Origin of the sequence: Christiangramia sp. (assembly GCF_029937855.1) — a bacterium.
Taxonomy (GTDB): domain Bacteria; phylum Bacteroidota; class Bacteroidia; order Flavobacteriales; family Flavobacteriaceae; genus Christiangramia.
The window spans coordinates 57,167-71,458 of record NZ_JAPYPC010000024.1 but is presented as its reverse complement, the minus strand read 5'-3'; the positions used below and the strand labels follow the sequence as shown (position 1 = coordinate 71,458).

Genomic DNA, 14,292 nt, shown 5'->3' with positions numbered 1-14,292 from the left:
GATCACTTTTTTAGTGATATTTTGTTGGGCGAGAAGCCTGTCCTGAGCGGAACGAAAGTGAAGTCGAAGGAAGCCCCAGCCAGATCACTTTTTTAGTGATATTTTGTTGGGCGAGAAGCCTGTCCTGAGCGGAACGACAGTGAAGTCGAAGGAAGCCCCAGCCAGATCACTAAGCATGTTCAATAATTTATTAGTTCTAAGATCTGGTAGCTCAGTTGGTAGAGCATCTCCCTTTTAAGGAGAGGGTCCTGGGTTCGAGCCCCAGCCAGATCACTTTTTTAGTGATATTTTGTTGGGCGAGAAGCCTGTCCTGAGCGGAACGAAAGTGAAGTCGAAGGAAGCCCCAGCCAGATCACTTTTAAGACATCCTGCCAGGTAGTTGTTTTTCAATCTTTGATAAATTATACTTCCTGGAAGTTTTAAATAGAATACCTTTTAGTTCTAATCCGGTTTAATTGTCGGATATATATTTTTACCAGCCTTATGGATTTTCTAAGTCCATAATTTTTTTACCCGGGTGCTGGAATTGGTAGACAGGCATGGTTGAGGGCCATGTGTCCTTAGGGCGTGCGGGTTCAAGTCCCGCTCCGGGTACTACTCTTTAATTATCCTACTTTCTTTTAATTCTCATGTCCGGTTAAAGCAACTAGACCGCTTCGCTTTTAGATTTGAACTTAACGAACTGATAAACAAAAAGCTTGAAATTGTGTTTTTCAAAGAATGCCACAATTCAAAAATTTGTAAAAGCAGGATATAGATAATAATATTGCTTCGAATTATTGATAATACCAGGTTCAGGTGCATTCTTTAAAATTTTATCGGATATCTCCAATTTTATTTTTAGTAAGCCTTATAATTCCAGCTTTTTTCACGGCTAGATTGATTTTGTTCAATCTTTTAACCTTAAGGTTAAACAATTTAACATTTCCTATTTATAAGATTGTCTAATAATTGTTTAGATTTGTTTAACTCTATTGGAAAACTATGGAACATATTAAACAGAGCTTTAGTATTAAGGATCTGGAACATTTAAGCGGCATCAAAGCCCATACTATAAGAATCTGGGAAAAACGGTATAATATTCTTGATCCTGAACGAACAGATACCAATATTAGAACCTATAATGGCGATAATCTGCAAAAACTTCTCAATATCGCTTTCCTAAACAGTCACGGTTATAAAATTTCCAGGATCTCTAAAATGAAAGAGCCTGAGATTAATGATCTGGTTAAACGAATTTCTGCTTCATCCAGTGAAGAGAACCGCGCGAAAAATTCATTTAAATTGGCTATGATGAATTTTGATGACCGGCTATTCCAGAGAACCTATAATAAACTGAAGGAAAAGAGGAGCTTCAGGGAATTATTTCATGATGTATTCCTGCCGCTTCTGGAAGAAATTGGGATGCTATGGCAAACAGATACGATAAAACCAATCCATGAGCATTATATTGTGGAACTAATAAAACAAAAGATATATTTAAACATAGCGGAGCTTAAAGCTGAAGTTCCGCAAAAAGACGATGAAAATTTATATGTTCTTTTTCTCCCGGATAACGAAATACATGATGTTGGAATACTTTATTTAAATTACGAATTGCTCAAAGCTGGTAAAAATGCAATATACCTGGGACCAAGCCTCCCGCTAGATAATATGGACTATCTTATGAAAATCCATAGTAACTTAATTTTCGTAAGTTACTTAACCGTTTCACCGGTAAACACAAATATTCATGAGTTTATTAAGGATTTCCAGGAAAAGATATGTAAGGAAAAAGATCACGAATTCTATTTATTTGGCCAAAGAACCAAAGAAATCGATAAATCAAAACTTTCCAGCAACCTAAAAGTCCATGATTCTATAGCCAATTTTATCAACACCCTATAACCCCTACAATGTCCCAAAAAGTAAATATCATAGGATCTGGATTCTCTGCCCTTGCAGCATCCTGTTATCTTGCGAAAGCTGGATATCAGGTTGAAGTTTTTGAAAAGAACGACAGTCTAGGAGGAAGAGCCAGACAATTACAGAAAGAGGGGTTTACTTTTGATATTGGGCCTACCTGGTATTGGATGCCCGATGTATTTGAACGTTTCTTTTCAGATTTTGATAAAAAGCCTTCAGATTATTACAAACTCAAAAAGCTGGATCCTGCCTATCAGGTTTATTTTGATCAAAATGAATCAGTAATTATTCCAGGCTCACTGGATAAAATATTTGATAGTTTTGAGGCAGAAGAAACTGGAAGCTCTAAAAAACTTCATGATTTCATCAAAAAAGCTAAAGATAATTATAATATAGCCATTAAGGAATTGGTTTACCGACCAGGAGTCACGCCAATGGAATTAATTACACCTGAAACCGCTAAGCGATTGGGTAGATTTTTCACTAATATCAGTAGCGAGGTTAGAAAGGAGTTTACTAATCCTAAATTGCAAAAAATCCTGGAATTCCCGGTTTTATTTCTAGGAGCTAAACCTAGCGATACCCCTGCTTTTTATAGTTTTATGAATTATGCCGATTTTGGCCTGGGCACCTGGCATCCCATGGGGGGCATGTACAAAGTAATTGAAGGAATTAACGACCTGGCCGAATCACTAGGAGTAAAATTCCACCTCAATTCTCCAGTTGAAAAAATCATCACGGAAAACGGAAAAGCAAATGCTATTATAGTAAATGGAAAAAAAATCGCTTCAGACATAGTTTTATCTGGGGCAGATTATCATCATTCCGAGCAACTTTTACCGGAAAAATTAAGACAATATTCACCATCATATTGGGATAAAAAAACTTTTGCCCCTTCTTCCTTGCTGTTTTATGTAGGTTTTGATAAAAAAATTGAAAATGTCTCCCACCATACGCTTTTCTTCGATTCCAGTTTTGAAGAGCATGCCAAAGATATTTATGACGATCCAAAATGGCCTGAAGATCCGTTATTTTATGCCAGTTTCCCATCTATAACCGATGATTCCTGTGCGCCTGAAGGGAAAGAAGCCGGGATATTTTTAATCCCCCTTGCACCAGATCTTGAAGATACCGAAGAATTGCGTGAGCATTATTTTAACCTTATAATAAAACGCTTTGAAAAGCTTACCAACCAAAAAGTAAAAACAAATATTATATTTAAAGAATCCTTCTGTGTAAAAGATTTCAAAGAGGCTTATAATTCCTATAAAGGCAATGCCTATGGAATGGCCAACACTCTTTTCCAGACCGCTTTTTTAAGGCCCAAACTGAAAAGTAAAAAAGTTGACCAGCTTTATTTTACGGGACAGTTAAGTGTTCCCGGCCCAGGCGTGCCACCATCCCTTATTTCAGGAAAACTGGCAGCCGGCCTGATAGAAAAATATGAAAAAAATTAATATGAAAGTTATCTTTGACATCGTATCCAGAGAATGCAGTAAGACCGTAACCAATTCTTACAGCACCTCTTTTTCCCTGGCTACTAAAATGCTTGCCCCCTCTATAAGGCAGGATATCTATAATATTTACGGTTTCGTAAGGTTTGCTGATGAGATCGTAGACAGCTTCCATGACTACGACAAGAAAACACTTTTTAAAGATTTTGAAGCAGACCTATATAAAGCTATTCAGGCAAAAATTTCCCTAAATCCAATTCTTAACTCTTTTCAGGAAACAGTGCATAAATATCAAATTCAGGAAGAATTATACAGTTCTTTCATGGATAGTATGCGTTTAGATTTACACAAATCTAAATACCTCAATATGGAAGAATATAAGCAGTATATTTACGGCAGTGCAGATGTTGTGGGACTTATGTGCCTGAAGGTTTTTGTAAAAGGAAACGAAAAAAGATATCATGAGCTTAAAGATTCTGCCATGAGTTTAGGGTCTGCCTTTCAGAAAGTAAATTTTTTAAGGGACCTAAAAGCAGATTATGAAGATTTAAGCCGAAGTTATTTCCCCAATGTAGACCTCTCTCAGTTAAATGAAATGAATAAAGAACAGATTATACAGGAGATTGAGGAAGATTTTAGAAAAGGTTTGAATGGAATTGCCCATTTACCGGTAGAGGCTAAATTTGGAGTTTACACAGCCTATATATATTATAGCAAATTATTACAAAAATTAAAGAGAATTCCTTCCCTTGAAATTAGAAAACGCCGGGTACGGGTTCCTAATTATCAAAAGGCAGGATTACTTGCAAAATCTTATATTTCATACAGGTTGAACCTTATATAAATAAAAGCGCAATGAATATTTTATTATGGATAGTTGTATTTCTGGCCACCTTCATGATTATGGAAGGAATGGCCTGGTTTACCCATAAATATGTAATGCATGGTTTTTTATGGAAATTACATAAAGACCATCATAGAAAAGACCATAGTAGCTGGTGGGAACGCAATGACCTTTTCTTTGTTTTTTACGCCCTCGTTAGCATTAGCTGTTTTTTACTGTGGAGATATGAGGATGTCTGGATAGGACTTCCTATAGGTCTTGGCATCCTGGCGTACGGCATCACCTATTTCACCGTACATGATATCTTTATACACCAACGTTTCAAGATTTTCAGAAATGCAGATAATAAATACGCTAAAGGTATAAGAAGGGCCCATAAGATGCATCATAAGCATTTAGGAAAAGAAGACGGAGAATGCTTCGGAATGCTTTTCGTACCCTTCAAATATTTCAAAAAATAATAAAAACATAGCTATATGATAACGCCAGATTATTACTACGTCATTGTGGGCGGTGGTCTGGCAGGACTTCAGCTTGCCCTGCGCATTCAAAGCGATATATTTTTTAAAGGCAAGAAAATAGCGATTATTGAACCTTCTAAAAAAACAAACAATGATAGAACCTGGTGTTTCTGGGAAGAAGGCGTTGGCCAATGGGATCATTTGATCGCTACACAATGGAATAAAACTAAATTTATTACTTCCGAATTAGATCAGGAGCTGGATCTCGCCCCCTATTCCTACAAAATGCTGAAGTCCCTGGATTTTTACCAGTATGCAAAAGACATGCTGGATAATTCTGGAGATTTTTTTTTCATTAAAGACAAAGTTTCGAAGATAGATCAGGTCACCAGGACAGCGATCGGTGAAAAAGCCAACTATACGGCTACGCACTTTTTTGACAGTCGGCCGCCAGCCGATTTTGAAAAAATAGGTAATTCCAGTATGATATATCAGCATTTTAAAGGCTTATACATACAAACCGAAAATGAACATTTTGACCCTGAAAGTTTCACCATGATGGATTACAGGGTAAAATATAATAAATCTACCTGTTTTACCTATGTTCTTCCTGTTTCCTCGAAGGAAGCCCTGGTTGAATTCACTTTTTTCACCCCTTTTCTTGCAGATAAAAGTGTGTATGATGAAAAAATTAGAGAGTATATCACTTCGGTTCTAAAAATTGAGAAATATAAAATAACCGAATCTGAAACAGGTATAATCCCTATGACAGATTATCCATTTCATAAAGCGAACACCCCATACCTCACTAAAATTGGCACTGCCGGGGGATGGGTTAAAGCCTCTTCTGGATATTCTTTCAAGAATACGGAGAAGAAGATAGATCAGTTAATTGAAAATATAAAGTGCGGATTAAGACCTTCTAAGAATCTTTTCAGTACAAAATTTCAGCGGTATGATGCTATTTTTCTAGATGTTTTGGAAAAACGTAATGATCTTGGGGAGTCACTTTTCACTAAATTATATACAAAAAATAAAATTCAGGATATTTTCAAATTTCTGGATGAAGAAACAAATTTATCAGAAGAATTAAAGATCATGCTTTCATTATACCATCCTCAATTTCTAAAGTCATTCTTCAAAAAGATTTAATTTTATTCAGCTAACAGCTTATCCAGGGTTTTTCGGAATTTCTCGCTATTCCAATCAGCAGATCCCACTTTATCTACCACAATATTGCCATCTTTTGCAATAACATAGGTAGTGGGAAGTGTGCTGCCTACCATAGGTTCCGGAGCTTTGGTGAGCATTTTATAGGAAGGCAGTGTAAAACGTTTTCGCTTCATATAATTATCTACTGTTTCGTGCTGTTCACCAGACACAAAAAGGAAAGTAACCTTATCACTATAATCCTCATATAATTCCTGAAAACCAGGCATTTCAGCAATACATGGCGGGCACCAGGTTGCCCAGAAATTTACAATGATCACCTCATCCTGAAAATTAGAAAATTCAGTTCGCTTGCCGCGCTTATTTTCCAGAACCCAATTATAATCCGCTATTTTCACCCTGTCTTCCTCATCATTGACAGAGGGTGCGAAAGAAATCAATTTATTCACAAAGATTTGTATGGGTTTCCTTGTCTGCGGAATGATCATTGCCAAAATGATCACAACAATGATGATGTTTGACCACTGATTTTTGAAGATTTTCATAATACTGCTTCTACAGTGTAAAGAAATAAAAAAAATCGTTTCTCAGTAAAGTTTCCTGAACCGAAAAATGAAGTTATTCTGTTCCGATAGCTATCGGAATTGTTCCAGAATCTCATTTTTGATGTAAATCAATACTATATCAAGACCCTGAAATGAATTAGCATTGACATATTTCTGAAATTAGTAATGATAAAGTTAAATAATGATTTTAAGAGCTTCCATTTCCCCTGCGTATCGAAAATTTAGCGTAAAATTTGAGGTGTAAGTAACGTGAAATTTTAGGCTGTTTGAGCTAAACAAATTTTCTATAAAAACACATCTTAATGGCTAGTTCCTAAAATTTGGGTGTTGTACGATAAATTTAGATAGAGTTTCGTAAGCCTGGATTTTGAATGCATCCGACGACCAAAGGGAGAGGAATGCAGAATTTTCATCAGTGGAAAAAATGGACAGGTATCTTAATAAAATATATCAATTTCCTACGTTAGATGATTTTTATCATGGATTTCAGGGTCACGAAAGAAGCTTATAAGACAGAAAACGGATATATAAAAGAATCCTGACGCTTTTAGTCAGCTACTTTTTATCGGTTAAGGAAGTTAACTTTTTATTCATGCTGTACAACTCCTTTTTTAAATGGTTTATACTCTCTTCCAGATTTTTCATTTTATCTGATCTGTTAGCTTCCTTTTGAGAAATAAGCACACCACTTATTTTCCCTCTAATCATCATCAGCTTTTTAATATCTTCTTTCTTGATTCTCACAGTTTCACTATGGTTTTCATTATCATTCTCCACTAAAAAATATTCCTCATTTTCATCTCTTCGTAACCTTTTTACCATAATTCCATCTACCGTAATCACCACTACTGCCGAGCCATCCAAAACCTTATCTACATTATGATGCAACTGACAGATCAAAACATCGCCGGGAAATATTGTAGGCGTCATGCTTTCTCCTTCTACTTCAAAAAGTGTTTGATCCTTGGAGGGATCGAAACCGGGGATTCGGAACCAGTCTTTTACATCAAAAAAATCTTCATTATCCATTTCCTTTAAAAAGCCTGCGTGTGCATTTGTACGTAAAAGCGGCACAAATCCGGCATTACGTCCTACTTTGATATAATTTTTTTCACCGGTTAAAATAAAATCGGTAGAAACATTATATAGCTTACTCAATTTAATAATATGCTCAGAAACAATTCCATTCTGAGAATTTTCAATTAAGGAATAGGCTGCCTGAGAGATAAACAGGATTTCTGCCACATGGGTTTGTGAGAAATTATTGCTTAGCCGTAATTTCTTGATCCTTTTTCCTATTTCAACTCTATAATTCATTCGGTATCCACTTTTAAAATTCAAAGAACGGACATCCATTTATTTTAAAAATCATTTATAATTACAAATGATATTTACGGTTGAGTCTATAATTTTTAGTGCTAAATATTTGCTAATCAAATTAAATTTTAAGCATATATTACTTCCTGATTTTCAATCAAATGCAATTATACTTACTTGTTTGCCGCTTATACCGGCTTCGATGTTGTAATAAAATTGTAATCTCACTATACAAAGCGGTAAGTAAGACAGATGAGAAAGCAAGAAATATCTGTATTGAGAGATCAGAAAAGAGACAAATCGCAAAAAAACAACTTGAAAAACGAATAGGTAAGTTACGAAATCAAAACTGTCTTTGGCCTGAAAATATGCTATTTTATCTGGTGGTACAAATATTTAATACCACTTCCAGTATCGTGCTTTACTTTCAGCCAAAAAATTGGAACAGTATTATGTACTGGGAATCAAGGAACATCCAATTATATTATACAGTATTGTACACACCTGGAGTTCCAAAACCCGTTGTAAACATGCTTTTAAGGCAAAAAAATGATATTGAAGAATACATGATGAACGAGGGCTCTATGTAACTGCCATAAAGAATTCCATCTCAACAAGAAAATTCCAGCCATAACTATGGGGGCATATGGCGAAAAAAAACCTCAGAACTTTTTTCTGAGGTTTTTTAAATTTCTGAAAATTTAAAAAATCTTAAGCTGCATTCTGCTTTTTGATAAGATTTAAAGCAGAACCATGCTTATACCATTCTATTTGAGGGGCATTGTATGTATGATTTGCTTTTATAGTATCCTTGCTTCCGTCAGCATGAACTATCTCTATCGTTAAAGGCTTATCTGGAGCGAAATCCTCAAGATCTGTAAAGTTAAAAGTATCATCTTCCTGAATAAGATCATAATCGTTCTCATTTGCGAAAGTAAGTCCTAACATTCCCTGCTTCTTAAGGTTTGTTTCATGGATACGTGCAAAAGATTTTACCAGTACCACTTTAACACCTAAGTGTCTTGGCTCCATCGCCGCGTGCTCTCTGGAAGAACCTTCCCCATAGTTATGATCTCCCACCACTACCGTTGGAATTCCTTCTTTCTTATATTCTCTCTGTACTGCCGGAACACCATCGTACTCCCCAGTTAGCTGGTTTTTTACAAAGTTGGATTTCTTGTTATATGCATTGATAGCTCCAATTAAACAGTTATTGGAAATGTTATCTAAATGACCCCTATAACGCAACCAAGGTCCCGCCATAGAAATATGGTCTGTAGTACATTTACCCCATGCTTTTATTAGAAGTTTAGCTCCGGTAAGATTCTTACCATCCCATGGCTCAAAAGGAGTAAGCAACTGAAGTCTTTCACTATCTGAAGCTACTTTTACTTCTACACTGCTTCCATCTTCTTTTGGCGCAACATATCCTGCATCTTCCACAGCAAATCCTTTAGTTGGAAGTTCAATTCCCTGTGGCTCATCTAACATTACTTCTTCACCATCCTCGTTCATAAGCTTGTCACGAGTTGGGTCAAAATCAAGTCTACCAGAAATTGCAATAGCCGCAACCATTTCAGGAGAACCTACAAAAGCGTGGGTATTTGGGTTACCATCTGCACGTTTAGAGAAGTTTCGGTTAAAAGAATGAACAATAGTGTTCTTCTCTTCCCCTTTTCTATCTGAACGATCCCACTGACCTATACAGGGGCCACAGGCATTTGTAAAGATAGTTGCATCAAGATCTTCAAAGATTTGAAGCAATCCATCTCTTTCAGCAGTAAATCTAATTTGTTCAGATCCCGGGTTGATTCCGAAGTCTGATTTAGCTTTTACTTTCTTGTCTACGGCCTGTTTGGCAATAGAAGCTGCTCTGGTTAAATCTTCATAAGAAGAGTTGGTACAGGATCCAATAAGTCCCCAATCTACATTAATTGGCCAGTCATGTTCTTTCGCTTTTTTCCCCATTTCAGAAATAGGAGTGGCAAGATCTGGAGTAAATGGTCCGTTTAAATGAGGTTTCAACTCATCCAAATTGATCTCGATCAGTTCATCAAAATACTGCTCTGGATTTGCATAAACTTCATCATCGCCGGTTAAATGTTCACGAACCGCATTAGCTGCCTCAGCAACATCGGCTCTGTTCGTAGCTTTCAGGTAACGCTCCATAGAATCGTCGTACCCAAATGTTGAAGTGGTTGCACCAACTTCAGCTCCCATATTACAGATAGTACCTTTACCTGTACAGGACAAATTACGTGCTCCTTCACCAAAATATTCAATAATTGCTCCGGTTCCACCTTTTACGGTAAGTATACCTGCAACTTTTAAGATCACATCTTTAGAAGAGGTCCAGCCGGAAAGTTTACCGGTCAACTTCACTCCAATCAATTTCGGGAATTTGAGCTCCCATGGCATTCCTGCCATTACATCAACGGCATCTGCACCGCCAACACCAATCGCTACCATTCCCAATCCACCTGCGTTTACAGTATGTGAATCTGTTCCAATCATCATTCCTCCAGGGAAGGCATAATTTTCAAGAACAACCTGGTGAATAATACCTGCACCCGGCTTCCAGAATCCAATGCCATACTTGTTAGATACCGACTCCAGAAAATCGAAAACCTCACTACTGCTTTTGTTAGCCGACTGTAAGTCTATCGCTGCTCCCATTTTCGCCTGAATAAGGTGATCACAATGAACAGTCGTTGGAACAGCTACCTGCTTCTTCCCAGCCTGCATAAATTGCAACAATGCCATTTGCGCAGTCGCATCCTGACAGGCAATCCTATCTGGTGAAAATTCTACATAATCCTTGCCCCTGGTATAAGCTTCCTTAGCCTTACCATCCCATAAGTGAGAATAAAGGATCTTTTCTGAAAGTGTCAAAGGTTTACCTACAACTTCACGTGCTGTATTCACACGTTCAGCCATTTGGCGATATACCTTTTTAATCATATCAATATCGTATGCCATATTCTGTTTAATTTATGTTCTAAAAAAGTCTTGCAAAAATAAGAATTTTAAAGGGATTTTGAAAATTAGAGGTGATAGTCAGAAATTAGTATAAATAATTTCCGTAATTATAATTTTTATCGCTAAAAATTCAATAAAAAGTAATTTATAGATGATAAATTGAGAATTTATCAAAAACGTGGAGGATGGGGAGAGAAATTAGCTTTTTAGACTGATTATGAATTAGCTAAAAGAAGTTTAAAACTAGAAAAGTTTTCGGATAATCTCCTCTTCAGTTATACCTTCAGCTTCAGCTTTATAATTTTTAATGATCCTATGTCTCAATATTCCGAAAGCTACTGCCTGTACATCTTCAATATCTGGTGAAAACTTTCCATTCACAGCAGCATGAGTTTTAGCAGCCATGATCAGATTTTGTGAAGCTCTGGGACCTGCGCCCCAATCTACATAATTGGTAACAAGCTCCGGTGCACCATTTAAAGGCCTCGTCTTTCCCACAAGCCTAACCGCATATTCCACCACATTATCGGGTACAGGGATCCTTCTTATTACCTGCTGAATGTCTGAAATTTCCTGAGCTGAAAATAGCGCATTTACCTCCTGTGGTTTATCTGAAGTAGTAGATTTTACCACATCTACCTCTTCCTGAAAACTCGGATAATCCAGGTTGATGGCAAACATAAACCTATCCAGCTGAGCTTCGGGAAGAGGATAAGTACCCTCCTGTTCTATTGGATTTTGAGTAGCCAGCACAAAGTAAGGAAGATCCAATTTATAGTGATGTCCTGCCACGGTTACCGCTCTCTCCTGCATAGCTTCCAATAAAGCTGCCTGGGTTTTTGGCGGAGTCCTGTTAATCTCATCTGCCAGTAAAATATTAGTGAATATTGGTCCTTTTATAAATTTAAATTTCCTGTTCTCATCCAGTATCTCAGATCCCAGAATATCACTCGGCATCAAATCTGGAGTAAATTGAATTCTTTTAAAATCCAGACCCAGCGCCTGGGAAATGGTATTTACCATTAAAGTTTTGGCGAGGCCGGGAACACCAATCAATAAGGAATGTCCGCCGGAAAAAATTGATAACAGGATTTGGTTAACCACCTCATCCTGGCCTACGATAACTTTTGCAATCTCCTTTTTTAGATCGCCATGCTTAGCTACCAGTTGTTCTACCAATTTTACGTCAGACATATAAAGTTTTAATTTTTTACCCAGTCACTGGTATAATCACAATCGCGATACTTTCCATTTACCTTGATATAGGTATCACTAATTTTTTGCTTTTGCCATTCTTCAATAGCCTCTAACTGTTTGTCACGCAGGGCAAGTTCCTTAATTTTAAGGTAATCTGTAGCATAATCTGCTTCATGTTCTTCTATCTTCTTAGTCACCTTAATGATCTTGAACTGTGGTCTCCCGGTTCTGTCTTTTTGAGTTAAAACTAAAGAAACGTCACCTTCATCCAACTCTTCTACCTGTTTAAATAACTCCGGGTCAATTTTAGTAAGTTCAAACCTGGTATCTCCTGTTCGTGGATTTATCAGCTTTCCACCGTCGTTTTTTGTCTCCTCCTCATCGGAAGCTTCTTTGGCGGCCTCAGCGAATTCTATATCGCCAGCAACAATCTTACTTCTTAAAGTATCTATCTCTTCTCTGGCTGCTTCTACGGAAGCATTGGTCACATCTGGAATTAAAATAATATGCCTTAAATCTACCGTCTGACCTCTAATCTTATCAACCTGAATAATATGATACCCGAATTCTGTTTCAAAAGGCTCACTAATTTCACCTTCCTGAAGACTAAAGGCCACATCTTTAAATTCTTTTACAAAGGCATCTTTCCTGGTAAGGGTGATTCTGCCACCATCTGAAGCATTACCGGGATCCTGAGAATATAGTACCGCTTTTGTAGAAAAGCTAGCTCCATTTTCCTCAATATCAGCTTTAAAGCTATTCAACCTGTCAATCACTTTCTGCTTTTCAGATTGTGGAATTTCAGGTTCAATTACAATTTGAGACAATTCAACTTCAGTTCCAAACATAGGCTTCTCCTTCATATTTACATAATACTGTCTTACTTCTTCCGGAGTCACCTCTATTTCTTCAATGATCTTTTGCTGCATTCTTTGCGCAAGCTGTCTTTGCTTGGTAAGCTGAAAAATCTCATCCCTAAGTTCGGCTTCACTTTCCTTCTTATAAAACTCAAGAACTTTTTCCATAGAACCTGCCTGTTGGGCCAATCCCTGGATTTGCTGGTCTACCACGCCGTTAATTTGAGAATCTGGAATAATGATACTATCCTGAATAGCATGATGGGCATAGAGTTTATTTTCCATTAGTGAACCCGCAAGGTTACAGTCGGTTACATCTGCAGTAGACATTCCCTGGCTTTGCATATCCTTGTACATAAGATCTACATCGCTATCTAAAATGATATATTCACCTATCACGGCAGCAATACCATCTACTTTCATTCTTTGTGAACCCTGTTTGGTCACATCTTTCTGTTTAACCTCTGCGTCGGGTTGAATGGAAGTACTATCTGTAACTATCACTTCCTGCGCATTTGTATAGGTCGAAAACAGCAAACATCCGGCTGCTAAAACAGTCTTAATTGTAAATTTCAAACTCATTATTCTTAATTGCATCTTTAGTAATATCTTTTTCTAATTCTTTGATTAACGCCTGCTTTTTCTTATTAAGCAAAATTTCGCGAACGGTTGCCGAAGCATATTCAAGGGGAGCCTGCTCATTTCGGCTTAAAACATCATTTACATATACAAGGTACACATTTAGCGAATCCTGTAATTCCATAAAATTAGATTTTTTAAGTAAACTTGACCTGTCTTCCACGGTAAGCGGCCCAATTTTGTTATAAACCGACTTTGTTTTTATCCAAACCGAATCGTTCAGGGAATAAGATTTGAATTGCAAACCCATATCCATTAACTCCTGTTGGTCTTTTTCATTAAACCTTCTGAATTTATTCTTTAGTTCTTCCAGGTTGTTACTATTTTTAGCAAGGTTAATATATCTAAGCTTGACCAGGTCTTCATTTAAAATAAAATTTTCCTTGTTTTGCTCATAATATTCCTCTACCTCACTGGAATTTAACGAAGTATCCAGGTCCCTGGAAACTACAGCTTCCGTATACGCATTGGTGTAAAGCTCATTTCGGTAATTATTCACCAGGCTATTGAATTCTTCCTGTTGAGATTCCGGTAAATTCAATTCTGCCCGGTCTATCAATAATTGCTGTGTGGCCCAGCGCGTAATATAATTTGATACTATTAGGGTACTGTCTTCTGGCGAAGTACCTTCATTTATTAGGGCCGCAATATCTTCTTCATATAAAAATGAATCATTTACCCTTACCACAACCTTGCGATCATCAGATTGTTCAAAATAATTGCAACTTACCATACATAGCGCTGCAAAACTTACAATAAACCCAAGAAAGCGTTTCTTCAAAATCAATTTTTTTAGCACCTCTCAAAATAAATGCCAGAAGAGATTCACTCAAAAGTAAAATCTTCATCTGCGCAAAAATAAGAATTAGTTAAGGTTCTGCAAGCTAAAGGCATAACGAAAAC

Annotated in this window: 12 protein-coding genes and 2 tRNA genes; 8 read left to right on the top strand and 6 right to left on the bottom strand. The window is 36.9% G+C overall.

The annotated features are described in order from the left end of the window. Positions 1 to 200: 200 nt before the first annotated feature. The 7 genes from Q1K34_RS12870 (at position 201) to Q1K34_RS12840 (ending at position 5,816) form a co-directional block, all read left to right on the top strand. Positions 201 to 273 (top strand) — tRNA-Lys (locus Q1K34_RS12870). A 238-nt stretch (positions 274 to 511) separates the two neighbouring features. Continuing rightward, positions 512 to 594: transfer RNA gene (locus tag Q1K34_RS12865), tRNA-Leu, on the top strand. A gap of 390 nt (positions 595 to 984) precedes the next feature. Next, on the top strand, positions 985 to 1,887 hold the full coding sequence (locus Q1K34_RS12860; RefSeq protein WP_300439572.1) for a MerR family transcriptional regulator: 903 nt from the start codon (positions 985 to 987) through the stop codon (positions 1,885 to 1,887). Between the two features lie 8 nt (positions 1,888 to 1,895). After that, entirely contained in the window at positions 1,896 to 3,362 is a 1,467-nt protein-coding gene (locus Q1K34_RS12855; protein ID WP_300439570.1) for a phytoene desaturase family protein, read from the top strand. Between the two features lies 1 nt (position 3,363). Beyond that, positions 3,364 to 4,203: a phytoene/squalene synthase family protein gene (locus Q1K34_RS12850; protein ID WP_300439568.1), complete on the top strand. Its 840-nt coding sequence runs from the start codon at positions 3,364 to 3,366 to the stop codon at positions 4,201 to 4,203. A gap of 11 nt (positions 4,204 to 4,214) precedes the next feature. Next, positions 4,215 to 4,664, top strand: a complete 450-nt coding sequence (locus tag Q1K34_RS12845) for a sterol desaturase family protein (protein ID WP_300439566.1) — start codon at positions 4,215 to 4,217, stop codon at positions 4,662 to 4,664. 15 nt (positions 4,665 to 4,679) lie between these two features. Next, a complete protein-coding gene (locus Q1K34_RS12840) occupies positions 4,680 to 5,816 on the top strand; it encodes a lycopene cyclase family protein (protein WP_300439563.1) in 1,137 nt (378 codons plus the stop codon). 2 nt (positions 5,817 to 5,818) lie between these two features. Here the strand turns inward: Q1K34_RS12840 and Q1K34_RS12835 are convergent, their stop codons facing one another. Together Q1K34_RS12835 and Q1K34_RS12830 are read right to left on the bottom strand one after the other, a co-directional pair. Beyond that, positions 5,819 to 6,379: a TlpA disulfide reductase family protein gene (locus Q1K34_RS12835; protein WP_300439560.1), complete on the bottom strand. Its 561-nt coding sequence runs from the start codon at positions 6,377 to 6,379 to the stop codon at positions 5,819 to 5,821. Positions 6,380 to 6,955: 576 nt separating this feature from the next. Next, positions 6,956 to 7,717: a LexA family transcriptional regulator gene (locus tag Q1K34_RS12830; protein WP_300439557.1), complete on the bottom strand. Its 762-nt coding sequence runs from the start codon at positions 7,715 to 7,717 to the stop codon at positions 6,956 to 6,958. 161 nt (positions 7,718 to 7,878) lie between these two features. Between Q1K34_RS12830 and Q1K34_RS12825 the strand changes: the two genes are divergently transcribed. After that, complete coding sequence (locus tag Q1K34_RS12825; protein WP_300439554.1) at positions 7,879 to 8,307, top strand: hypothetical protein; 429 nt, start codon at positions 7,879 to 7,881, stop codon at positions 8,305 to 8,307. A 121-nt stretch (positions 8,308 to 8,428) separates the two neighbouring features. Here Q1K34_RS12825 and Q1K34_RS12820 read toward each other — a convergent pair whose 3' ends face one another. From Q1K34_RS12820 to Q1K34_RS12805, 4 genes are all read right to left on the bottom strand, one after another. Then, positions 8,429 to 10,696: an aconitate hydratase gene (locus tag Q1K34_RS12820; RefSeq protein WP_300439551.1), complete on the bottom strand. Its 2,268-nt coding sequence runs from the start codon at positions 10,694 to 10,696 to the stop codon at positions 8,429 to 8,431. 243 nt (positions 10,697 to 10,939) lie between these two features. Continuing rightward, positions 10,940 to 11,890, bottom strand: a complete 951-nt coding sequence (locus Q1K34_RS12815) for a MoxR family ATPase (RefSeq protein ID WP_300439548.1) — start codon at positions 11,888 to 11,890, stop codon at positions 10,940 to 10,942. An 8-nt stretch (positions 11,891 to 11,898) separates the two neighbouring features. Continuing rightward, entirely contained in the window at positions 11,899 to 13,347 is a 1,449-nt protein-coding gene (locus tag Q1K34_RS12810) for a peptidylprolyl isomerase (protein ID WP_300439545.1), read from the bottom strand. After that, positions 13,310 to 14,170: a peptidyl-prolyl cis-trans isomerase gene (locus Q1K34_RS12805; RefSeq protein WP_367183333.1), complete on the bottom strand. Its 861-nt coding sequence runs from the start codon at positions 14,168 to 14,170 to the stop codon at positions 13,310 to 13,312. Before Q1K34_RS12805 ends, Q1K34_RS12810 begins: the two co-directional genes overlap by 38 nt. Positions 14,171 to 14,292 lie beyond the last annotated feature (122 nt).

Coding starts and splice junctions, on each gene's coding strand:
- Q1K34_RS12820 (WP_300439551.1), bottom strand. CDS start 10,696: ATGGCATACGATATTGATATGATTAAAAAGGTATATCGCCAAATGGCT.
- Q1K34_RS12845 (WP_300439566.1), top strand. CDS start 4,215: ATGAATATTTTATTATGGATAGTTGTATTTCTGGCCACCTTCATGATT.
- Q1K34_RS12825 (WP_300439554.1), top strand. CDS start 7,879: ATGCAATTATACTTACTTGTTTGCCGCTTATACCGGCTTCGATGTTGT.
- Q1K34_RS12810 (WP_300439545.1), bottom strand. CDS start 13,347: ATGCAATTAAGAATAATGAGTTTGAAATTTACAATTAAGACTGTTTTA.
- Q1K34_RS12835 (WP_300439560.1), bottom strand. CDS start 6,379: ATGAAAATCTTCAAAAATCAGTGGTCAAACATCATCATTGTTGTGATC.
- Q1K34_RS12850 (WP_300439568.1), top strand. CDS start 3,364: ATGAAAGTTATCTTTGACATCGTATCCAGAGAATGCAGTAAGACCGTA.
- Q1K34_RS12830 (WP_300439557.1), bottom strand. CDS start 7,717: ATGAATTATAGAGTTGAAATAGGAAAAAGGATCAAGAAATTACGGCTA.
- Q1K34_RS12855 (WP_300439570.1), top strand. CDS start 1,896: ATGTCCCAAAAAGTAAATATCATAGGATCTGGATTCTCTGCCCTTGCA.
- Q1K34_RS12840 (WP_300439563.1), top strand. CDS start 4,680: ATGATAACGCCAGATTATTACTACGTCATTGTGGGCGGTGGTCTGGCA.
- Q1K34_RS12815 (WP_300439548.1), bottom strand. CDS start 11,890: ATGTCTGACGTAAAATTGGTAGAACAACTGGTAGCTAAGCATGGCGAT.
- Q1K34_RS12860 (WP_300439572.1), top strand. CDS start 985: ATGGAACATATTAAACAGAGCTTTAGTATTAAGGATCTGGAACATTTA.